This window comes from Pseudomonas brassicacearum (assembly GCF_003732175.1).
Lineage (GTDB): Bacteria > Pseudomonadota > Gammaproteobacteria > Pseudomonadales > Pseudomonadaceae > Aquipseudomonas > Aquipseudomonas brassicacearum_G.
Genome location: NZ_MOBI01000016.1, coordinates 175873 through 199303 on the forward strand (window position 1 = coordinate 175873; position 23431 = coordinate 199303).

Sequence of the window (23431 nt, forward strand, 5' to 3'; positions counted from 1 at the left end):
GCACCGATGAGCCTGCAATTGAGCTTCGCCGAGGCCAGCGCCATCGGCCCACGGGACGAAAACCAGGACGCCCTGCGCCTGGTCACGCCCGCCGCTGAACTGGCGGCGAGCAAAGGGTTTCTGTTCGCCATCGCCGACGGCGTCAGTCAATGCGCCGATGGCGGGCTCGCAGCCAGGGCAACCTTGCAGGCCCTGGCCCTCGATTACTACGCCACGCCGCAAACCTGGGCTGTGGCGCAAGCGCTGGACCGCCTGCTGCTGGCACAAAATCGCTGGTTGCAGGCCAATGGCGGCGGCCAGCCATTGCTCACCACCGTCAGCGCGCTGGTGCTGCGCGGTCGTCGCTTCACGTTGGCCCATGTTGGAGATTGTCGGGTGTATCGCTGGCACGCCGATCAGTTGCAGCGCATCACTGAGGACCACGTCTGGGAACAACCGGGCATGCAACATGTGCTCAAGCGCGCATTGGGACTGGATCAGCATCTGGTGCTGGACTTTCTCGACGGCGAGTTGCGCGCGGGCGAGAGTTTCGTCCTGCTGAGCGACGGCGTTTGGGCAACGCTGGGCGACACCGCCATCGCCGCCATTCTGCGTGATCAACCCGACCTCGACAGCGCGGCGCAAACGCTGATCAACGCCGCTCACCTGGCTGGTAGTCAGGACAACGCCAGTGCGCTGCTGGTGCGAGTCGACGCCCTCGGCGAAACGAGCATCGGCGATACGCTGATCCAGCTGCAGCAATGGTCATTGCCACCGCCGCTCAAACCCGGTCAGGCTTTCGAAGGCTGGCACATCGAGAGGCTGCTCGGGCAGAGTCAGCAGTCGCTGATTTACCGTGTACGTGACGGGCAGCAACAGCCCTGGCTACTGAAGACGCTCCCCTCATCGTTGAACAACGACACCACGGCCGCCCAGGCGCTGCTCTGTGAAGAGTGGTTTCTCAAGCGCGTTGCTGGTCGAAGTTTTCCGGAAGTTCACCCGGCGGCGCAACGTCAGCACCTGTATTACGTGATGCGCGAGTATCCGGGGGTGACCTTGGCCGAGCTGTTCGCGCAAAACGGCCCGTTGCCGCTGCCCCAATGGCAACAACTGGCCGAACGTTTGCTGCGGGCAGTGGGCATGCTGCATCGGCGGCAGATTTTCCATCGCGACATCAAACCGGAAAACCTGCTGCTGGCAGAGGACGGTGAGTTACGGCTGCTGGATTTCGGCCTGGCGTACTGCACTGGCTTATCCGAAGACCAATCGAACGCGCTGCCGGGCACCCCGAGCTATATCGCCCCGGAAGCGTTCAACGGGAGTCCACCGACACCGCAACAGGATCTGTATGCAGTCGGCGTGACGCTTTATTACCTGGCCACCGGGCATTATCCCTACGGGGAAATCGAAGCCTTTCAACGTCCGCGCTTTGGCTCGCCCGTCGCAGCCAACCGCTATCGGCCGGATTTGCCGGACTGGCTCGGGCAAAGCCTGGAGCGCGCGGTATGCGCCGACCCGGCGCAACGCTATGAAACGGCGGAGGAATGGTTACTGCTGTTGGAACAAGGCGAACGGCGCAGTTTGAGTGTACGGCCCAGGCCGCTGCTGGAGCGTGAACCGTTGAAGGTCTGGCGGACCTTGGCGCTGGGGTCGTTGCTGATCAATCTGGTGTTGTTGTATCTGCTGCTCCATTCCTGAGTCAAACACGACTCCCTGTGGCGAGGGGGCTTGTCGGAACGCCGCACCGCCCCGTTGGGTTGCGCAGCGACCCCAAACCTTCAATCGCGGTGTTTCAGGCAGACCATGGTCTCAGGTTTTACGAGTGCTGCGCACTCGAACGGGGCGGTGCGGCGTTCCGACAAGCCCCCTCGCCACAGGCCCTCACCGCGCTATGACTGTGCGTCGCGCCTTGAATTGGTGCAGAAACTCAAGACACACACTGACTGACAGCACCTGCCCCCCAACAAAGCCGCGCCCTCCCCCGATTTGGCACGACCACTGCATTACCTTTTACACCATACATAAAGCCCGGCCTTCAACGACGAAGGGCGTGCTTCCCGATAGAACGGGACCAGGACAAAGGCGTCCTCGCTAGGCAACTAGCGGGACGCCTTTTTTTGTTTGCGCAAAATTTGTCGAGCCAGCCTGACCGCCCTGATGAGGCAAGCCTGAGCTCCCCGGAGAACCTGATGAAAAAACTAAAACTGGTGATGATCGGCAATGGCATGGCCGGGGTTCGCACCCTGGAAGAATTGCTCAAGCTGAGCAGCGAGCTGTATGACATCACGGTCTTCGGCGCCGAGCCCCACACCAACTACAACCGCATTCTTCTTTCGCCGGTGCTGGCAGGTGAGCAGACCTTCGACGAAATCGTGCTCAACGATCTTGATTGGTACCTGGAAAACAACATCAAACTGCTGCTAAACCGCAAGGTGGTGGAGATCGACCGGGTGAAACGCCGGGTCATCGCCGAAGACGGCAGCGAAGCCGAATACGACCGGCTGCTGATCGCCACCGGCTCGACGCCGTTTATCCTGCCGATTCCGGGCAATACCCTGGAAGGCGTCATCGGTTACCGCGACATCGCCGACACCCAGGTCATGATCGACACCGCCAAGACCCACAAGCACGCGGTGGTCATCGGCGGTGGCCTGCTGGGCCTTGAAGCCGCCAATGGGCTGATGCTGCGCGGCATGCACGTGACCGTGGTGCATCTCGGCGAGTGGTTGCTGGAACGGCAACTGGACAAAACCAGCGGCCAGTTGCTGCAAACTGCCTTGGAAGGTCGCGGCTTGCACTTTCGCCTGTGCGAACAGACCCAGGCCCTGCACGACGCCGGCAATGGCCGGGTCGGCTCGGTGCAGTTCAAGAACGGCGACATCATTCCCGCTGATCTGGTGGTGATGGCCGCCGGCATTCGCCCCAACACCGAACTCGCGGAAAAATCCGGCATCCCGTGCAACCGCGGGATCCTGGTCAACGACACCCTGCAAACCTATGACCCGCGGATCTACGCGATCGGCGAATGCGCCAGCCACCGCGGCATCGCCTACGGCCTGGTGGCACCGCTGTTCGAACAGGCCAAAGTCTGCGCTAACCACTTGGCGCAACTGGGGTTTGCCCGCTATTCGGGCTCGGTGACCTCGACCAAATTGAAAGTCACCGGCATCGATCTGTTCTCCGCTGGCGACTTCATGGGCGGCGAAGGCACCGAAACCATCACCCTCTCCGACCCGATCGGCGGGGTCTACAAAAAACTGGTGATCAAGGATGACGTGCTGGTCGGTGCCTGTCTGTACGGCGACACAGCGGATGGCGGCTGGTATTTCCGGCAGATTCGTGAGAACCACGCCATCGGCGAAATCCGCGATCACCTGATGTTCGGCGAAAACGCTCTGGGCGATGTAGGCCACCAAGGCCAGGACAAAGCCATGAGCATGGCTGACAACGCCGAAGTCTGCGGCTGCAATGGCGTCTGCAAGGGCACCATCGTCAAGGCGATTCAGGAACACGGGCTGTTCAGTGTCGACGAAGTCAAGAAACACACCAAAGCGGCCAGCTCCTGCGGCTCTTGCGCCGGACTGGTGGAACAGATCCTGATCAACACCGTCGGCGGCGCGGCGGACGTCAAACCGAAAAGCGAAAAAGCCATCTGCGGTTGCAGCGACCTCAACCACGGACAGATCCGCCAGGCGATCCGCGAAGAGCATCTGCTGACCATCGCCGGGACCATGAGCTACCTGAACTGGCGCACTCCGAATGGCTGCGCCACCTGCCGTCCGGCGCTCAATTACTACCTGATTTCCACGTGGCCAGGCGAGGCCAAGGACGATCCGCAATCACGACTGATCAACGAACGGGCCCACGCCAACATTCAGAAAGACGGCACCTACTCTGTAGTCCCACGGATGTGGGGCGGTGTGACCAATCCTTCGGAGCTGCGGCGCATTGCCGACGTCGCCGACAAGTACAACGTGCCCATGGTCAAGGTCACGGGCGGCCAGCGCATCGACTTGCTGGGGATCAAGAAGCAGGATCTGCCCGGCGTCTGGAAGGACCTCGACATGCCGTCCGGCCATGCCTACGGCAAATCGATCCGCACGGTCAAAACCTGCGTCGGCAGTGAGTTCTGCCGCTTCGGCACGCAAAACTCCACGCAACTGGGCATCGAACTGGAGCATGACCTGTTCAACATGTGGTCACCGCACAAGGTCAAGCTGGCGGTCTCTGGTTGCCCGCGCAACTGCTCGGAAGCCGGGATCAAGGACGTAGGAATCATCGGCGTCGACTCTGGCTGGGAGATGTACATCGGCGGCAACGGCGGGATCAAAACCGAGGTTGCGGAATTCTTCGTCAAACTGAAAACCGCCGAAGAAGTGCGCGAGTACAACGGCGCGTTCCTGCAGCTGTATCGCGAAGAAGCCTTCTACCTCGAGCGCACCGTGCACTACCTGCAACGGGTCGGCATGGAACACATCAAGAAAGCCGTACTGGAAGACCCGGAGCGTCGCAAAGCGCTTAACGACAGGCTGCAATTCTCCCTGTCGTTCGAGCAGGACCCATGGAAAGAACGCCTTGAGCAGCCGTTGCTGAAGAAGGAGTTCGATGTCATCCCCGTGAAAAACCTGGAGGTGTCGGCATGAACTGGCTGGATATCTGCGCACTGGAAGAAATCAACGCTTTGGGCTCGCGCATCATCAGCGGCCCCAAAGGTGACATCGCGATTTTTCGCACCAGCGACGACGAAGTTTTCGCTCTCGACGACCGCTGCCCACACAAGGGCGGACCGCTGTCCCAAGGACTGATCTACGGCAAACGCGTCGCTTGCCCGCTGCACAACTGGCAGATCGACCTGGAGTCCGGTCAGGCCCTGGCGCCTGATGTCGGTTGCGCCCATCACCATCCGGCGCGGGTGGAGAACGGTCGGGTCATGCTGGCTCTGCGGGAAGCAGGCTGATGAGCCGCCAGACGACCGCCTCGACCTGCTGTTATTGCGGGGTGGGCTGCGGCGTACTGATCGAGCATGACGGCGAGCAGATCCTCGGCGTCAGCGGCGACCCGACGCACCCGGCCAACTTCGGCAAACTGTGCAGCAAAGGCTCGACCCTGCACCTCACCGGCGACCTCGCAGCGCGGGCGTTGTACCCGGAACTGCGTCTCGGCAAAGGGATGGCCCGCAGCCGTACCGATTGGGACACCGCCCTCGATCACGCCACCAGCGTTTTCGCCGACACCATCGCCGAGCACGGTCCTGACAGCGTGGCGTTCTATATCTCCGGGCAACTGCTGACCGAGGACTATTACGCCTTCAACAAGTTGGCCCGAGCGCTGGTCGGCACCAACAACATCGACAGCAATTCGCGACTCTGCATGTCGTCGGCAGTGGTCGGCTACAAGCGCAGCCTGGGCGCCGACGCCCCGCCGTGCAGCTATGAAGATCTTGAGCTGAGCGATTGCGTGATGATTGTCGGCAGCAACATGGCCTACGCTCATCCGGTGCTGTTTCGCCGACTGGAAGAAGCCAAATCCCGCCGACCACAGATGAAAGTCATCGTCATTGACCCTCGACGTACTGACACCTGCGACCTCGCCGACCTGCACCTGGCCATTTTGCCGGGCACCGATGTCGCACTGTTCCATGGGATTTTGCACCTGTTGTTGTGGGAAGACTGGGTCGACCGTGAGTTCATCAAGGCGCACACCGAGGGCTTGGCCGAGCTGAAGAACCTGGTGCGCGATTACACCCCACAAATGGTCGCGCAACTCTGCGGGATCAGCGTTGAACAGCTGCAGCAATGCGCCGAGTGGGTCGGCACCTCAACGAGTTTTCTCTCGCTGTGGTGCATGGGGTTGAACCAGTCCACCGCCGGCAGCGCAAAAAACAGTGCACTGATCAACCTGCACCTGGCCACCGGGCAAATCGGCAGACCTGGCGCAGGCCCCTTCTCGCTCACCGGTCAGCCAAATGCCATGGGCGGGCGTGAAACCGGCAGTTTGTCGAACTTGCTGCCTGGCCATCGCGAAGCGGCCAATGCGCAACATCGCGCCGAAGTGGCGGCTTACTGGGGCGTCGAAAAATTACCTGACACCACCGGGCTAACCGCCATTGAACTGTTCGAACAGGTCCAGAGCGGCAAGATCAAAGCATTGTGGATCGCCTGCACCAACCCGGCGCAGTCGTTGCCGGATCAGCAAACCGTGCGCGCTGCATTGCAGGCTTGCCCGTTCGTGGTGCTACAAGAAGCTTTCCGCACCACCGAAACCGCCCCCTTCGCCGACCTGCTGCTGCCTGCCGCCAGTTGGGGTGAGAAGGAAGGCACGGTAACTAACTCTGAACGGCGGATTTCCCACGTTCGCCGCGCCATCAGCGCACCGGGTGAAGCGCGCCCGGACTGGGCGATCACTGTGGATTTCGCACAACGCCTGGAGTGGCGTCTGCGTCCAGGACAGCCCAGCCTGTTTGCTTTTGAACAACCGGCGCAGGTCTTCGATGAATACAAACAACTGACGCGCGGACGCGATCTGGACCTCTGCGGGATCAGCCATGCGCTGCTCGATCGCCTCGGCCCACAGCAATGGCCGTTCCCGGACGGCGCCTTGAGCGGAACGCCACGGCTTTATATGGACGGGATTTTCCCTACCAAGAGTGGCCGCGCACAGTTTGTCGCCGACCCGTATCGCGCCGCCAAGGAGCAACGTGACGCACGCTTTCCGCTGACCCTGATCACCGGGCGCCTGCGCGATCAATGGCACGGCATGAGCCGCACCGGCACGGCTGCACAATTGTTCGGCCATGTCAGCGAAGCCCTGTTGAGCCTGCACCCTGATGAACTGCGTCGGTATCGGCTGCAGACCGGCGACCTGGTCAACCTCAAAAGCCGTCGAGGCAGCGTGATCGTTGCCGTCGGCAGTGATGACAGTGTGCGCCCGGGCCAGGCGTTTCTGCCGATGCACTGGGGAGATCGTTTCCTCAAGGGCGGCGTCAATACGCTCACACAGCCGGCATTCGACCCCTTGTCGAAGCAACCCGAACTCAAACACAGCGGCGTGCGTATCGAACCGGTAAAGCTGCCATGGCATTTGTTCGCACTGGTTGAGGGTGATGTTCAGCAGCATTTCGAGACCTTACGACCGCTCTGCGAGGACTTTGCCTACGTCAGCCTCAGCCTGACCGGCCGTGAACGCCCAGCGCTGCTGATACGCGCTGCCAGCGCCCAGGCACCTGACCCGCAACGACTGCATGACATCGATCAACAACTGGGACTCAACGATGGTCCTGTCCTGGCTTACGACGATCCACGGCGCGCCATTGGCAAACGCGTACGCATCGAACAGGGCCGGATTACCGCCATTCGCCTGGCCGGTGAAACCCTTGCACAACACTGGCTGCAAAACCTCTGGCTGGAAGGTCGGGCCGACGAACAACTGCGGCGCTGGCTTTTGGCGCCGTTGAGCACACCACCCAGCAGTGCGGGCTCATCCGTCAGCGCCACGAAAACTCTGTGCAACTGCAAGAACGTCAGCGAAAGCACGGTGTGCGCCGGCATTCGCAGTGGCCTGGATTTGCAGGGCCTGAAACAACAACTCGGTTGCGGCACGCAATGCGGCTCCTGCGTCCCGGAAATCAAGCGTCTGTTGGCGGCCAGCGTGCAGCCCATCGCAATCACCTCGTGAGGAATAGAACATGAGCGCAAAAGTCTGGTTGGTGGGTGCAGGTCCCGGTGACCCTGAATTGCTGACCCTCAAAGCTGTACGGGCGCTGAACGAAGCCGATGTGGTACTGATCGATGACCTGGTCAACGACGCGGTGCTGGTGCATTGCCCGCAGGCGCGGATCATTGCGGTCGGCAAACGTGGTGGTTGTCGCTCTACTCCGCAGGCGTTCATTCATCGCTTGATGCTGCGTTATGCCCGCCAAGGCAAGTGTGTGGTGCGGCTCAAGGGTGGTGATCCGTGCATTTTCGGACGTGGCGGTGAAGAAGCGCAGTGGCTGCGCGAGCGCGAGATTGAAGTCGAGTTGGTCAATGGCATCACCGCAGGCCTGGCCGGTGCAACGCAATGCGATATTTCCCTGACCCTGCGCGGCGTTGCCCGCGGCGTAACTCTGGTCACCGCGCACACTCAGGACGACAGCGAGCTTAACTGGCGAGCCTTGGCCCAAAGCGGTACGACGCTGGTGATTTACATGGGCGTGGCGAAATTGAGCTCAATTGGCGAGCAATTGCTCGCCGGTGGGATGGCGGCTGATACGCCCGTGGCGATGATTGAAAACGCTTCATTGCCTCACCAGCGCGAATGTCGGAGCAACCTGACGGCAATGCAGGAAGCTGCCCACAGCTTCCAACTGAAAAGCCCGGCGATCCTGGTGATCGGTGCGGTGGCTGCCAGTGACAATGTTAAAAGATCGCAGCCTGCGGCAGCTCCTGCGGAGGAGTATTGGAACGCCAATCTCGCGTAGGAGTTGCCGAAGGCTCGGGCCGCGTTCGGGCGATCTTTCAAAAAGCTAAATCGCAGACAAAGAAAAGCCCGGCCTAAGCCGGGCTTTTCCGAACTACCAGGCTAATTACTTAGCGGTAGCTTCAACCTGCGCTTCTACGCGACGGTTTGCAGCGCGGCCAGCGTCAGTGCTGTTGTCAGCAATTGGGCGGGACTTGCCATAACCAACCGAGTGAACGCGGTTAGCTTCAACACCATCCTTGACCAGAACTTGTTTCACAGCGTCAGCACGACGCTGGGACAGTTTCTGGTTGTAAGCGTCAGGACCGACGTTGTCGGTGTGACCTTCAACAACGGTGGTGGTGTTCGGGTACTGCTTCATGAAGTCAGCCAGGTTCTTCACGTCGCCGTAGCTGTTTGGCTTAACAACAGCCTTGTTGAAGTCGAATTTCACGTCCAGTTGAACGCGAACAACTTCAGCAACTGGTGCTTCTGGAGCTGGCTCTGGAGCCGGTGCTGCAGCTACTGGAGCTGGAGCAACTTTGCCGCCAGTGCCGCCGAAGTTAACGCCCAGGCCGATCAGAGCCTGGTAGTCCCAACGACCGCTGTCCAGCTTGTAGTCGGCTTCAACGCCAGCACGAGCGTACAGGTTGTCGGTCATGTACCACTTGGCGCCAGCACCAGTGGTCAGGTAGGTGGACTTGTCACGACCAGTGTGGCCGTCAGCAGCGACGTTGGTCATGCTGCCGTGTTGAACACCGCCTTCAACGTAAGGACGGATGGCATCGCCAACAGTACCAAAGTGGTACTGGGACTTCAGACCAAAGTGATCGCCACGGATTTTCTGGCTACCAGTGTCGGAGTCAGAACGAGTGTAGTCATCCGAACGGTAGGTGGCATTCACAGAAACGTCGTCGGTCAAGAAGTAACCGATCGAGTAGCCAGGACCAGTGCGGCCGTTCTCGTAAGAGTCAATACTGTGGTTGAAAGTCTTGCCGTAGAACAGCTCACCTTCGACCGCGCCTTGGCCTTGTGCCAGAGCGCCGAACGAAGTAGCGGCAATAAGAGAACCAATGGCAAAGCCCAAGGTGTTTTTCAGTTTCATCCGTTAAATCCCCATCTGGTGATTGTAAAGCAGTCCCGCAAACCGGGGGACAACTCGGCGGCAAGTCTATCAGAACTTGCCTACACGTAAGAAGTATTTGCGCTGAACTAAGTTTCAGCGATGCCTGCAAATTTCTCACGCAATTTGTCAAGAGCGCGTTTGTACCGCATTTTCGTTGCACTCAAACCCATGTGCATGATGTCCGCGATCTCCTGAAACTCCAGCTCTGCGACAAATCGTAGCACCAGAATTTCTCGATCAATCGGGTTCACATACACCAACCAGCGATCAAGTCCACCCTTTTCCTCAGGTTTCGGCGCCTTCTCTTCAGACGCTTCCTCAAGGGGGTCCAGACTCAAAGCGTCCATCAAGCGACGCTTACGCCGTTCCTTCCGATACTGTGTGATGCATTCGTTGTACGTGATGCTGTAGAGCCACGTTTTGAACTTCGATTTGCCCTCGAAGTTCTTCAGGCCGTACAACACCTTCAACATCACTTCCTGACAGACATCATCTGCATCACGATCGTTCCCAAGATACCGTGCACAAACGTTAAATAATGTTCTCTGATAACGCCGCATCAGCTCTTCGTAGGCGCGCGTCACGTGAAACAGCTCCGTGTGCGAGCGCGCGACCAACTCCTCATCAGAGAGCTCGCGGGGGTCGTAGCGCATGGATAGCGATTGGGCTTTATTCAAAACAAGTCGGGCCGACAGTCAGGTCAATGTCCGCCGCAGCCCATCGTATCGGGCATTTTGCGGCGGCATACATTAGCAGGGTTTGCCGGGTTAGCGGCTACTAACATGCTGTTCCAGGAGGATCCGATTGGAAAGTGAGACTAGCTCACCCTCATCGGTCAGCAATGTAGTTTTAACCGTGCCGATCTCTTCGATCTGACCTTCGACCTCACCAACACGCACTTGTTGCCCAACCTGATACAACTCACGCACATAGATTCCAGCAAGAATCTGACCGGCGATATCCCGGCTTCCCAACCCCATGGCCAAGGCAACTGCCAGACCAACGGTAATCAAGACAATCACGATCACATGGTTCAGCAGGTCTGTTTTGACCTCAAGCTGACTGATCGCGACCGAAATACTGATGATGATCACCAGGCCTTGAGCGATACGCCCAAGGCCCGATGCGTAATCCAGGCCTACGCCTTCTGCAGCGCCGCGCACCAGCCCGTTGGCCAATTGTGCGAGCAACACGCCCACCAGCAACACCAGCGCGGCACCAAATACTTTCGGTAAATACAGTGCCAGCATGTCGAGCGTAGCCGAAACTCGCTCCAAGCCAAGGGATTCTGCAGCAGAAACCAGAAAAATAAGCAAAACGAACCAATAAACGATCTTGCCGATCAAGGTAGAGATCGGCACCTGCAGCCCTGCGCGGGACAGCAGCTTGGTCAAGCCGGTACCGCCCATCAAGCGGTCCAGGCCCAGTTTTGCGAGCAATTTCGACAGCAGGGTGTCGAGCAGCTTGGCCACGACAAACCCCAGCAGAAGCACTACCAGTGCGCCAAACAGGTTCGGAATGAAGTTCGCTACCTTGGTCCACAACGCGGTCATTGCCGTGACGAGGCTCTGAGTCCAGAGATCAAGTTCCATATTCAATCAGCCTTATCAGCAGTGCGGGCAGCAGGTTTATGACGGGAAACCGGCATGACATGGGCCGATCCGTTATTCAGGGCGATCATCAGCGCGGGCAGCCAGCGGCCCAGCAGGCTGAACAGATCACCGGCACCAACCTGGCGGTTGGCGGTTTTCAGCACACGCCCCAGACAGGCATCGTCGTCACGGGTGGACGGTGATGCCTTGAGCATGTCGCGCAAGGACTGTTCAAACGGATCGTGCATACGCACCTCTCGTGATATCTGTGAAAGACGCGATCAAAATTCTTCGGGTCACATGGCTCTCCCTCATACCCAGCGCAAACGCCGGAACAACCACCATTGCCCCACCGCCACTGTCACCATCATCAGGCAGGCAATCACGAAGCCATAAGGGTTCCCGGAAAAAGGAATTCCACCGACGTTTATGCCGAGCAAACCGGTCAGAAAACTCATCGGCAAAAAGATCCCGGTGATGATCCCGAAGCGGTACATGATGCGATTCATGCGCACGCTCAAACGTCGGTCTTCGGTCTCAAGCACCAGCCCCACGCGCTCTCGGGTCAATTCCAGCTCTTCCAGATAACGCGTCAGGCTGTTGTTCAATTCATTCCAGTAGTCGCTGTCATCGTCGACAAACCATGGCAGTTTTATCCGCGTCAGCTGACCGAAGATATCCCGCTGCGGTGCAAGGAAGCGCTTCAGTCCTGCCGCTCGCCGGCGGATCTGCAAAATGGCGCCATGCTCCGGAGTATACCGTTCGTCGGAATCCAGCTTTTCTTCTTCATCATCAACGATTTCGGAGAGATCGCTGACCAGATCCTGCACTTTATGGGTGAGGTACTGAGCCATATAAAGGACCAGTTCGGAGGTGGTTTTCGGCCCCTTGCCCTCAGTCAGTTGCACCAGCAACTCATCGGTGGCGCGCAACGGGCGTAAACGCAGGGAAATGACCCGCTGAGCTGAGGCGAAGATCCGCACCGACACCATGTCTTCAGGCTCGGCACCCGGGTTGAGGTTGATTCCGCGCAAAAACAGCAACAACTCGGAGTCCGGCAGCGCCAACAGGCGCGGCCGGGTGTTCTCTTCGAGTAGCAGGTCACAGCTGAACTCACTCAGACCGCTGGATTTACGCAACCAGGTCTGAGTTTGCGGGTGACTACGGTCCCAGTGCAGCCAAAGGCTTTCATGGGGTTGCAGTTGCAGGTCATCCAGTTCAGTCCGGGCAAGCCAACGCGCACCACCTTTACCATCCAGCACCAGGGCATGCACCAGCCCCCACTGCGCGTTTTCTTCCTCGAACATCCTCACCCCTGGCTTGAATCAGCTGTTTATTCTGGCATTTTCAACGGACTTGGCGAGACGATCACGCCGTTATTGTCCGCGTAGATGTATTCACCCGGACGGAAAGTCACGCCGGCGAAGGTTACCGCAATGTTCAGCTCACCGACGCCACGCCTGTCGGTTTTCATCGGGTGACTGGCCAGCGCCTGCACGCCCAGGTCGGTTTGCGCGATAACGTCGACATCACGGATGCAGCCATAGATGACCAGGCCTTCCCACCCGTTTTTCACGGCTTTCTCGGCGATCATGTCGCCCAGCAATGCGCGGCGCAGCGAACCACCGCCATCGACCACCAGCACCTTGCCATTCCCTTTGTGCTCGACCTGCTCCTTGACCAGCGAGTTGTCTTCGAAGCACTTGATGGTAACGATTTCGCCGCCAAAGGAGTCACGGCCACCAAAATTGCTGAACATCGGCTCAATCACCTGCACCAGTTCCGGGTAGGCATCACACAGGTCGGGAGTAAGGTAATGGTTCATCGAGAAACTCCTGTAAGAGAAAGAACAGATCTTGGGCTGTCGAAAATCGCAGGGGTTACGGTACTGAACGGGAAGAGGTACGAACATAAGGTCGACTCAACAACCGTTTGTGACCAGAACAGTTCAATGCGTCATATGTTAGCCGTTCGCTGATCGGAGCGAAACGCTCTTGTCAGAGCATCCGTACTCAAACGGCTGTCGCCAAACTCGGCTTGTCAGCCAACAACGGCGCCTGCGGATCTGTCAGCCAGCGCTGCACCAACGGCCATACTTCGGCCTGAGCAGCTTTGCTGACAAGCATTTCAACATGCCCGAAATTGTCCGAAAAACCCTGCTCGCGCCCTAGGCAGATGAACTGCTTGTGCTCGGAACCGATCTGATCGAACAGCTTGCGACACGCCCAATCCGGGTCCTGATGATCGCTGGTCGCGCTGACGCCCAAGACCGGCACCTGAACCTCGGCCAGCCCGGCCCACCAGTCTTTCTCGGCATCACCAAAGCGCCCGAACAAGCCGTACCAGCGCATGCCCTCCAGCGCCAGGCCTATCGGCTCGTCCTCCGGACCACGCTTGAGGCGAGAGCCCGAAATTTGTGCGAAACGCTTCAGGATGAACCGCCCGCTCCACTCCACCGGGGGAATTTTCAGCGGCCAATAGGTGCGACTGACCTGCGTACCAAAAAATGCCGCAGAGGCCACGGCAGGCTCACCCAGGTACTGACCACCCAGCGCTGCCGCCAGAGTGATGCCGCCCAGTGAATGACCAATCCAGTGCGGAACCTGAGCGCTTTGCTCACGAACGAACGCAGCAATCGCCGGCAGATCGTAACGGGCATAGTCGGCAACGCGGTTCTTTCGATAGTTCTGGTTGCGCTGGGACAAGCCGTGACCGCGCATTTCCGGTATCCACACATCAAAGCCGGCGCGCGCCAGATAGGCGCCCAGACCAAGGCCTTTGGGGGAAAACCAGAAACGCCGGTTGGAAAAGCTGCCATGAAGCAAAATCACCGGAACGCCACGCACGGCGGGCTCATCGGCCATACCCAGGCGGGTAACCGCCAGTTCGACGGTGCCGTCCGGGCTGTTGCCGGGTTTCAAACGATAGACGTCCTCGCTCAGATCGCCGCGACGCTCGGCGCTGATCAAGGCGACAGGAAATAGGTTGCTGCTGCTTTGCATAATGCTCTTGCACAAAAAAGGGCGGGCTCCATCTGGATGCCGCCCTACTCGAATCTTAAAGCCCCGGTCAGCGGCAAGCCTGACCGGGACTTCATTCACGGATCAGACCGCAGCCTGACCTTCAGCCAGGAAGAACCAGGTTTCCAGTACGGAATCGGGGTTCAACGAAACGCTTTCGATACCCTGTTCCATCAGCCACTTGGCCAGGTCTGGGTGGTCGGAAGGGCCTTGGCCGCAAATACCAATGTATTTGCCAGCCTTGTTGCAGGCCTGAATCGCGTTGGACAGCAGCTTCTTGACCGCAGGATTACGCTCGTCGAACAGATGCGCGATGATCCCGGAGTCACGGTCCAGGCCCAGGGTCAGCTGGGTCAGGTCGTTGGAACCGATGGAGAAACCGTCGAAGAACTCGAGGAACTCTTCAGCAAGGATCGCGTTGGACGGCAGTTCGCACATCATGATGACGCGCAGACCGTTTTCGCCACGCGCCAGGCCGTTCTCGGCCAACAGCTCCACAACCTGGCTGGCTTCGCCCAGGGTACGGACGAACGGCACCATGATTTCGACGTTGGTCAGGCCCATCTCGTTGCGCACGCGTTTCAGCGCGCGGCATTCGAGCTCGAAGCAGTCACGGAACGACTCGCTGATGTAACGCGAAGCGCCACGGAAGCCCAGCATCGGGTTTTCTTCTTCCGGTTCGTAGAGCTTGCCACCGATCAGGTTGGCGTACTCGTTGGACTTGAAGTCCGACAGACGCACGATGACCTTTTTCGGCCAGAACGCAGCGGCCAGGGTGCTGATGCCCTCGACCAGTTTCTCGACGTAGAAGCCGACCGGATCGTTGTAACCGGCAATGCGCTTGTCGACGCTTTCCTTGATTTCCGACGGCAGGCCGTCGTAGTTCAGCAGTGCTTTAGGGTGCACGCCGATCATGCGGTTGATGATGAACTCCAGACGGGCCAGGCCCACACCGGCGTTCGGCAACTGCGCGAAATCGAAGGCGCGATCCGGGTTACCGACGTTCATCATGATTTTGAACGGCAGTTCCGGCATGGCGTCGACGGAGTTTTTCTTGATGTCGAAGCCCAGCTCGCCTTCGAAGATGAAGCCGGTGTCGCCTTCAGCGCAGGAAACGGTCACGCCCTGGCCGTCTTTCAACAGCTCGGTGGCATTACCGCAACCCACGACGGCCGGGATCCCCAGCTCACGCGCAATAATCGCCGCGTGGCAGGTACGGCCGCCACGGTTGGTGACGATGGCGCTGGCGCGCTTCATGACCGGTTCCCAGTCCGGGTCGGTCATGTCGGAAACCAGAACGTCGCCCGGCTGGACTTTGTCCATCTCGGAAACGTCTTTGATGATGCGGACTTTACCGGCGCCGATGCGCTGGCCGATGGCGCGACCTTCCACCAGCACGGTGCCGGTTTCTTTCAGCAGGTAACGTTCCATGACGTTGGCGTGGGTACGGCTTTTCACGGTTTCAGGGCGAGCCTGAACGATGTACAGCTTGCCGTCGTCGCCGTCTTTGGCCCACTCGATGTCCATCGGGCACTTGTAGTGCTTCTCGATGATCATCGCCTGCTTGGCCAGTTCGCTGACTTCAGCATCGGTCAGGCAGAAACGTGCGCGCTCGGCCTTGTCGACATCCACAGTCTTGACCGAACGACCGGCCTTGGCTTCGTCGCCGTAGATCATCTTGATGGCTTTGCTGCCCAGGTTGCGGCGCAGGATCGCTGGGCGACCGGCTGCCAGCGTGCCTTTGTGGACGTAGAACTCATCCGGGTTCACCGCGCCCTGTACGACGGTTTCGCCCAGGCCGTAGGCACCGGTGATAAACACCACGTCACGGAAGCCGGATTCGGTATCGAGTGTGAACATCACGCCGGCAGTGCCGGTTTCCGAACGGACCATGCGCTGCACGCCAGCCGACAGGGCAACCAGTTTATGGTCGAAGCCCTGGTGCACGCGGTAGGAAATGGCACGGTCGTTGAACAGCGAAGCAAACACTTCCTTGGCAGCGCGAATGACGTTTTCGACGCCGCGGATGTTCAGGAAGGTTTCCTGCTGACCGGCGAAGGAAGCGTCCGGCAAGTCTTCGGCCGTTGCCGAGGAGCGCACGGCCACAGCCATGTCCGGGTTACCGGCCGACAGCGTGGCGAACGCGGTACGGATTTCGGCGTTGAGCTTCTCCGGGAACTCGGCTTCCATGATCCATTGACGGATTTGCGCACCGGTTTTCGCCAGGGCGTTCACGTCGTCGACGTCCAGCGCGTCGAGGGCTGCGTGGATCTGGTCGTTCAAACCACTTAATTCGAGAAAATCACGATAAGCCTGAGCCGTCGTGGCGAAGCCACCCGGGACCGATACACCGGCACCTGCAAGATTACTGATCATCTCGCCCAGGGATGCGTTCTTGCCCCCCACATGCTCTACATCATGGACGCCGAGCTTATCGAGGGAAACTACGTACTCTACCAAGGTGATCTCTCCACTAACTGTGTTGGAAAAGCTCAGGGCGCCGGCAGCTCATCAGGAGCATTTGCCAGCAATATGGCCTGGACCTGGAAAATAAGTGAGAATGCGGGCCAATCCAGGCCGACAAACCGCGCCTATCATATCCAAGAATCGTCACCAGCTTAAGGCCCAAGGCGCAAATGAAACGATCTGCTTTCTTTATCTCCGATGGCACGGGCATTACAGCCGAAACCCTGGGTCAAAGCCTGTTGGCGCAGTTCGAAAACATTACCTTCAGCAAAGTCATACGACCGTACATCGACAACGTGGACAAAGCGCGGGCCATGGTACAACAAATCAATATGGCCGCCGAAAAGGACGGATTTCGTCCGATCATCTTCGACACGATCGTCAACCAGGATATTCGTGAGATCCTCGCGACCTCCAATGGTTTCATGATCGACATTTTCTCGACCTTCCTCGCGCCGCTCGAGCAGGAGTTGAGCGAACACTCGTCGTATTCGGTCGGCAAGTCCCACTCCATTGGCCACAACTCCAATTACATGGAGCGTATCGAGGCAGTGAACTTCGCCCTCGACAACGACGATGGCGCCCGCACCCACTATTACGACAAGGCCGACCTGATCCTGGTCGGCGTGTCGCGCTGCGGCAAAACCCCGACCTGCCTGTACATGGCGATGCAATTCGGTATTCGCGCGGCCAACTACCCGCTGACCGAAGACGACATGGAGCGCCTGCAACTGCCAACGGCATTGCGTGCCCACAAGCACAAGCTGTTTGGCCTGACCATCGATCCGGACCGCCTCACCGCGATCCGCAACGAACGCAAGCCCAATAGCCGCTACTCGAGCTACGCCCAGTGCGAGTTCGAAGTGCGTGAAGTCGAAAACCTGTTCCGCCGCGAGAACATCGCGCACATCAACTCCACGCATTTTTCCGTGGAAGAGATTTCGGCGAAGATCCTGGTGGAAAAAGGCGTCGAGCGGCGCTTCAAGTAGTTCCTTGTTGCCAGGTCTACCGCCATCGCGAGCAGACGGAACGCCGCCCGGCTGCTCCCACAGTTGATCTTCAGTGAACACGTTACTTGTGTACGACAATGTGGGAGCGAGCCTGCTCGCGATGAACGATTACACGGTCTGGCTAGATCACCCACAAATCGACAAAACGGTTAACCGGCGTGACCTCAAGTTTCGCCTGATCCTTGCACAAGGCAAAGATCTGCGCCGACCGTTGCGCGGTGAATCGGGTTGCCAGATTGGCCTTGAACTTGTCTTCCAGCAACGGGATACCCTCGGCGCGACGCCGCCGGTGGCCGATAGGGTATTCGACCACCACTTGTTCGGTGCTTGAGCCGTCCTTGAAGAACACTTGCAGGGCGTTGGCGATAGAGCGCTTGTCGGCCTCCAGATACTCGCGGGTGTAGCGCGGGTCTTCGACAATGACCATCTTCTCGCGCAACTCGTCGATGATCGGGTGCGCCGCGTGAAACTCATCTTCGTACTGTTCAGCCACCAAAGTGCCAAAGGCCAGCGGCACGGCGGTCATGTACTGGATGCAGTGGTCGCGATCCGCGGCATTGGCCAGTTGGCCGACCTTGGAAATGATACGAATCGCGGACTCGTGAGTGGTGATAACGATCTTGTCGATTTCATCCAGACGATTGCTCACCTGTGGGTGCAGGGTCACCGCCGCTTCGCAAGCGGTTTGCGCGTGAAACTCGGCCGGGAAACTGATCTTGAACAGCACGTTTTCCATCACGTAAGTGCCGTATTTCTGCGAGAGGCTGAATGTACGCTTATCTGCGGGCTTGAGCGCCAGATCCTTGTTCGTATGGCTGAACAGCACGTCGTAGAACCCCCATTGCGGCGCCGTTAATACGCCCGGAATGCCCATCTCGCCACGCATGGCGATGTCAGCCAACCGCACGCCACGACTGGAGGCGTCGCCCGCCGCCCAGGACTTGCGTGAACCGGCGTTCGGCGCATGACGGTAAGTTCGCAGCGCCTGACCGTCGACAAACGCGTGGGACAGCGCCGCCAGCAGTTGCTCGCGATTGGCGCCCATCAGTTTCGCGGTCACCGCCGTCGAGGCGACTTTGACCAGCAGCACATGGTCCAGGCCGACCCGGTTGAAGGAATTCTCCAGGGCAATCACGCCCTGAATCTCATGAGCCATGATCATTACGTCCAGCACCGCTCGCATGGTCAGCGGTGCATCGCCGTTTGCCACGCACTTCTGCGACAGGTGATCGGCAACCGCGAGTATTCCGCCGAGGTTGTCCGACGGATGGCCCCACTCGGCAGCCAGCCAGGTGTCGTTGTAGTCGAGCCAGCGGACGATGCAGCCGATGTCCCACGCCGCTTTCACTGGATCGAGACGAAAACGGGTGCCGGGAACACGTGCGCCAAAAGGCACGAGCGTGCCTTCAACGATAGGGCCCAGGTGTTTGGTGCATTCAGGAAAGCGCAGGGCCAGCAGGCCGCAACCAAGGGTGTCCATCAGGCAATTGCGGGCGGTGTCCAACGCCTCTTTGGACTCGATCTTGAAATTGAGAACGTAATCGGCAATGCCCTGCAGGACCTTGTCGTAGTCGGGACGAATGTTCAGGTCGACGTTGGCGCTCATGTTCGATTCACTCTGGTAGTGGTTCGTAAATGGGACCTCGGTTCAGGATCAATCTCGGGGGCTAATCTTTCTTATTGTAGGAATGCGATCAAATGTGGGAGCGAGCCTGCTCGCGATAGAGCCAGCACAGTCAACATTGATGTCGCCTGACACAACGCTATCGCGAGCAGGCTCGCTCCCACATGGGCTCGGTGTCGGGATCAGAAAGAGTCACCCGGGACGCGCACCCAGCCTTCCATCAACACCCGCGCACTGCGGCTCATGATGGCTTTGGTCACGGTCCATTCGCCATCGACCAGATTGGCCTCGGCGCCAACGCGCAAGGTGCCTGACGGATGGCCGAAGCGCACCGCGTTGCGTGGAATACCACCCGCGGCGAGGTTGACCAGCGTGCCATCAATCGCTGCCGCGGTGCCAATCGCTACGGCAGCCGTGCCCATCATCGCGTGGTGCAACTTGCCCATGGACAGTGCACGGACCAGCAGGTCGACATCGCCTGCTGCCACCGGCTTGCCACTGGAAGCGAGGTAATCGGCAGGCCGTGCGACAAACGCCACCTTGGGGGTGTGCTGACGCTTGGCGGCGTCGTCAAGATTCTGGATCAGTCCCATGCGCAGCGCCCCATGCGCACGAATGGTCTCGAACATCGCCAGCGCTTTCAGATCGCCGTTGATATCGCCCTGCAACTCGGTGCCGGTGTAGCCGATGGCTTCGGCGTTAACGAAGATGGTCGGAATACCGGCGTTGATCATGGTCACCTTGAGCGTGCCGACACCGGGCACTTCCAGGTCATCGACCAGGTTGCCGGTCGGGAACATCGAGCCGCCTGCACCCTCTTCCTCGGCCGCTGGGTTCATGAATTCAAGCTGCACTTCAGCGGCCGGAAAGGTTACGCCATCGAGTTCGAAATCACCGGTTTCCTGCACCGCGCCGTCAGTGATCGGCACATGGGCGATGATGGTCTTGCCGATATTGGCCTGCCAGATGCGCACCACCGCCACACCGTTACGCGGAATGCGACTGGCCTCGACCAGACCGCTGCTGATAGCGAACGAACCGACCGCCGCCGAGAGGTTGCCGCAGTTGCCGCTCCAGTCGACAAAAGGCTTGTCAATGGAGACCTGACCAAACAGGTAATCAACATCGTGATCGGCCTTGATACTCTTGGACACGATCACCGTTTTGCTGGTGCTGGAGGTCGCCCCGCCCATGCCGTCGATTTGCTTTTCATACGGGTCAGGGCTGCCGATCACTCGCAACAACAGCGCGTCGCGGGACGGGCCCGGCACCTGTGCCGATTCAGGCAGGTCTTGCAGGCTGAAGAACACGCCTTTGCTGGTGCCGCCCCGCATATAGGTGGCAGGGATCTTGATCTGAGGTACGTGGGCCATATTATTCCTTCATGCGCCGGAGCAGGACGTCACCACCCTGCCCCGGCAAGTCGCGTTAGACAGCAACAGCCGATTCAAGGAAGTCCTGGGCGAAACGCTGCAACACGCCGCCGGCTTCGTAGATCGAGACTTCTTCAGCAGTATCGAGACGGCAAGTAACCGGCACCGACACCTGCTCACCGTTCTTGCGGGTGATGACCAGGGTCAGCGTGGCCCGCGGCGTGCGCTCGCCGATCACATCGAAAGTTTCAGTGCCGTCGATGCCCAGCGTCTTGCGGTCGGTGCCCGGCTTGAACTCCAGCGGCAACACGCCCATGCCCACCAGATTGGTGCGGTGGATGCGTTCGAAACCTTCGGCAGCGATGGCTTCGACTCCGGCCAGACGCACACCTTTGGCAGCCCAATCGCGGGACGAACCCTGACCGTAGTCGGCTCCGGCGATGATGATCAGCGGCTGCTTGCGTTCCATGTAGGTTTCGATGGCTTCCCACATGCGCATGACCTGGCCTTCCGGCTCGACACGCGCCAGCGAACCCTGCTTGACCTTGCCATTTTCCTGAACCATTTCGTTGAACAGTTTCGGGTTGGCGAAGGTCGCGCGTTGCGCGGTCAAGTGGTCACCGCGATGCGTCGCGTAGGAGTTGAAGTCCTCTTCCGGCAAGCCCATTTTCGCCAGGTATTCGCCAGCGGCACTGTCGAGCATGATGGCGTTGGATGGCGACAGGTGATCGGTGGTGATGTTGTCCGGCAGCACCGCCAACGGGCGCATACCCTTGAGCGGACGCGCCCCGGCCAGGGCGCCTTCCCAGTACGGCGGACGACGGATGTAGGTGCTCATCTCGCGCCAGTCGTACAGCGGTTTGACTTTCGGGCCGGTGTCTTCCTGGATGGCAAACATCGGAATGTAGACCTGACGGAACTGCTCCGGCTTGACCGATGCCTTGACCACCGCGTCGATCTCTTCGTCGCTTGGCCAGATGTCCTTGAGGCGAATTTCCTTGCCGTCAGACGTCAGGCCCAACACGTCTTTTTCGATGTCGAAACGGATGGTCCCGGCAATCGCATACGCCACCACCAACGGCGGCGAAGCAAGGAAAGCCTGCTTGGCGTACGGGTGAATCCGCCCGTCGAAGTTGCGGTTACCCGACAACACGGCGGTGGCGTACAGATCGCGGTCGATGATCTCTTGCTGGATCACCGGGTCCAGCGCACCGGACATGCCGTTGCAGGTGGTGCAAGCAAATGCCACCACGCCGAAACCGAGTTGCTCCAGCTCGGTGGTCAGGCCGGCTTCATCGAGGTACAACGCCACGGTTTTCGAACCCGGCGCGAGGGACGATTTGACCCACGGCTTGCGGGTCAGCCCCAACTTGTTAGCATTACGCGCCAACAGGCCGGCGGCGATGACGTTGCGCGGGTTGCTGGTGTTGGTGCAGCTGGTGATGGCAGCAATGATCACCGCGCCGTCCGGCATTTGGCCGGGCACATCGTCCCACTGGCCGGAGATGCCTTGAGCCGCGAGGTCAGAAGTAGCGACACGGGCGTGAGGATTGCTCGGCCCCGCCATGTTGCGCACCACCGAAGACAGGTCGAAGGTCAAGCCGCGCTCGTATTGCGCGCCCTTCAGGCTATCGGCCCACAGGCCTGTGGTCTTGGCGTAATTTTCGACCAACTGCACCTGCTCGTCTTCGCGACCGGTGAGTTTCAGGTAGTCGATGGTCTGCTGGTCGATGTAGAACATCGCTGCGGTGGCGCCGTATTCCGGGGCCATGTTGGAAATGGTTGCACGGTCGCCGAGGGTCAGCGCGGAGGCGCCTTCGCCGAAAAATTCCAGCCAGGCCCCAACGACTTTTTGCTGACGCAGGAATTCGGTCAGCGCCAGCACCATGTCGGTGGCGGTGATGCCCGGTTGCAGCTTGCCGGTCAGTTCGACGCCGACGCTTTCCGGCAGACGCATCCAGGAGGCGCGGCCGAGCATCACGCTTTCCGCTTCCAGACCACCGACACCGATGGCAATCACGCCCAGGGCATCGACGTGCGGGGTGTGGCTGTCGGTGCCGACGCAGGTATCCGGGAAGGCCACGCCGTCACGCACCTGGATCACCGGCGACATTTTCTCCAGGTTGATCTGGTGCATGATGCCGTTGCCTGGCGGAATCACGTCGACGTTCTTGAAGGCCTTCTTGGTCCAGTTGATGAAGTGGAAACGGTCTTCGTTGCGACGGTCTTCGATGGCGCGGTTCTTTTCGAACGCTTCCGGATCAAAGCCACCGCGCTCGACGGCCAGGGAGTGGTCGACGATCAATTGCGTCGGTACCACCGGGTTCACTTGTGCAGGATCGCCACCTTGCAGGGCAATGGCATCACGCAGGCCAGCGAGGTCGACCAGTGCGGTCTGGCCAAGAATGTCGTGGCACACCACGCGGGCCGGGAACCACGGGAAATCGAGGTCGCGTTTGCGCTCGATGAACTGTTTCAGGGATTCGGTGAGCGTGGCCGGGTCGCAGCGGCGCACCAGGTTTTCTGCCAGTACGCGGGAGGTGTACGGCAGGGTGTCATAGGCGCCGGGCTGAATGGCCTCGACTGCCGCGCGGGTGTCGAAGTAATCCAGATGGTTGCCGGGCAGCGATTTGCGGAAATCTGTGTTCATCGTCAGGACTCGGTCACGGTAGTTACAAAAAGTGGGGCCTGGCACCGGATTTGAAGTAGTACCCAACCACTGTGGGAGCGAGCCTGCTCGCGATAGCGATGCAACTGGCAACATCAATGTCGAATGTCAGTCCGTCATCGCGAGCAGGCTCGCTC

At 59.4% G+C, this 23431-nt stretch carries 17 protein-coding genes; 6 read left to right on the forward strand and 11 right to left on the reverse strand.

The genetic code is table 11. The features are described from left to right. The first annotated feature begins 6 nt into the window (after positions 1-6). The 5 genes from BK658_RS15250 (at position 7) to cobA (ending at position 8437) form a co-directional block, all read left to right on the forward strand. Positions 7-1677: a bifunctional protein-serine/threonine kinase/phosphatase gene (locus BK658_RS15250; RefSeq protein ID WP_123582988.1), complete on the forward strand. Its 1671-nt coding sequence runs from the start codon at positions 7-9 to the stop codon at positions 1675-1677. Positions 1678-2168: 491 nt separating this feature from the next. Beyond that, positions 2169-4622, forward strand: coding sequence for a nitrite reductase large subunit NirB (gene nirB / locus BK658_RS15260; protein WP_123582990.1), 2454 nt, complete (start codon positions 2169-2171; stop codon positions 4620-4622). Beyond that, complete coding sequence (gene nirD / locus BK658_RS15265; RefSeq protein ID WP_019689480.1) at positions 4619-4936, forward strand: nitrite reductase small subunit NirD; 318 nt, start codon at positions 4619-4621, stop codon at positions 4934-4936. Before nirB ends, nirD begins: the two co-directional genes overlap by 4 nt. Then, positions 4936-7653, forward strand: a complete 2718-nt coding sequence (locus BK658_RS15270) for a nitrate reductase (protein ID WP_123582991.1) — start codon at positions 4936-4938, stop codon at positions 7651-7653. The genes nirD and BK658_RS15270 overlap by 1 nt, the downstream gene beginning before the upstream one ends. Before the next feature lie 10 nt (positions 7654-7663). Continuing rightward, a complete protein-coding gene (cobA, locus tag BK658_RS15275; protein ID WP_123582992.1) occupies positions 7664-8437 on the forward strand; it encodes a uroporphyrinogen-III C-methyltransferase in 774 nt (257 codons plus the stop codon). Positions 8438-8542: 105 nt separating this feature from the next. On the opposite strand, the gene BK658_RS15280 is transcribed toward cobA, so the two are convergent. From BK658_RS15280 to ppsA, 8 genes are all read right to left on the reverse strand, one after another. Next, positions 8543-9520, reverse strand: a complete 978-nt coding sequence (locus tag BK658_RS15280; protein WP_123582993.1) for an OmpA family protein — start codon at positions 9518-9520, stop codon at positions 8543-8545. A 107-nt stretch (positions 9521-9627) separates the two neighbouring features. Beyond that, entirely contained in the window at positions 9628-10218 is a 591-nt protein-coding gene (gene sigX, locus BK658_RS15285) for an RNA polymerase sigma factor SigX (RefSeq protein ID WP_075949123.1), read from the reverse strand. Between the two features lie 90 nt (positions 10219-10308). Next, on the reverse strand, positions 10309-11133 hold the full coding sequence (locus BK658_RS15290) for a mechanosensitive ion channel family protein (protein WP_053260260.1): 825 nt from the start codon (positions 11131-11133) through the stop codon (positions 10309-10311). 2 nt (positions 11134-11135) lie between these two features. Further along, positions 11136-11381: a hypothetical protein gene (locus BK658_RS15295; protein ID WP_054593251.1), complete on the reverse strand. Its 246-nt coding sequence runs from the start codon at positions 11379-11381 to the stop codon at positions 11136-11138. 63 nt (positions 11382-11444) lie between these two features. After that, complete coding sequence (locus BK658_RS15300) at positions 11445-12440, reverse strand: zinc transporter ZntB (RefSeq protein WP_123582994.1); 996 nt, start codon at positions 12438-12440, stop codon at positions 11445-11447. Positions 12441-12466: 26 nt separating this feature from the next. Further along, entirely contained in the window at positions 12467-12958 is a 492-nt protein-coding gene (gene rraA, locus BK658_RS15305) for a ribonuclease E activity regulator RraA (protein ID WP_123582995.1), read from the reverse strand. 187 nt (positions 12959-13145) lie between these two features. Continuing rightward, on the reverse strand, positions 13146-14135 hold the full coding sequence (locus tag BK658_RS15310; RefSeq protein WP_054593255.1) for an alpha/beta fold hydrolase: 990 nt from the start codon (positions 14133-14135) through the stop codon (positions 13146-13148). A gap of 102 nt (positions 14136-14237) precedes the next feature. After that, positions 14238-16613, reverse strand: coding sequence for a phosphoenolpyruvate synthase (ppsA, locus tag BK658_RS15315; protein ID WP_123582996.1), 2376 nt, complete (start codon positions 16611-16613; stop codon positions 14238-14240). A gap of 176 nt (positions 16614-16789) precedes the next feature. Between ppsA and ppsR the strand changes: the two genes are divergently transcribed. Continuing rightward, positions 16790-17608 carry a posphoenolpyruvate synthetase regulatory kinase/phosphorylase PpsR gene (gene ppsR / locus BK658_RS15320; protein ID WP_123425621.1) on the forward strand — a complete coding sequence of 273 codons (819 nt, stop codon included), beginning with the start codon at positions 16790-16792 and terminating at the stop codon, positions 17606-17608. Positions 17609-17750: 142 nt separating this feature from the next. On the opposite strand, the gene prpD is transcribed toward ppsR, so the two are convergent. The 3 genes from prpD to acnD all read right to left on the reverse strand — a co-directional run bounded on the left by prpD (position 17751) and on the right by acnD (position 23276). Further along, positions 17751-19235 (reverse strand): 2-methylcitrate dehydratase, encoded by a 1485-nt coding sequence (gene prpD / locus BK658_RS15325; protein WP_123582997.1) that lies wholly within the window; start codon positions 19233-19235, stop codon positions 17751-17753. A 200-nt stretch (positions 19236-19435) separates the two neighbouring features. Further along, positions 19436-20626 carry a 2-methylaconitate cis-trans isomerase PrpF gene (gene prpF / locus BK658_RS15335; RefSeq protein ID WP_123582998.1) on the reverse strand — a complete coding sequence of 397 codons (1191 nt, stop codon included), beginning with the start codon at positions 20624-20626 and terminating at the stop codon, positions 19436-19438. Between the two features lie 55 nt (positions 20627-20681). Beyond that, the gene (gene acnD, locus BK658_RS15340; protein WP_123582999.1) at positions 20682-23276 is read right to left on the reverse strand and encodes a Fe/S-dependent 2-methylisocitrate dehydratase AcnD; all 2595 of its coding nucleotides are present in this window, start codon (positions 23274-23276) and stop codon (positions 20682-20684) included. Positions 23277-23431: the final 155 nt, after the last annotated feature.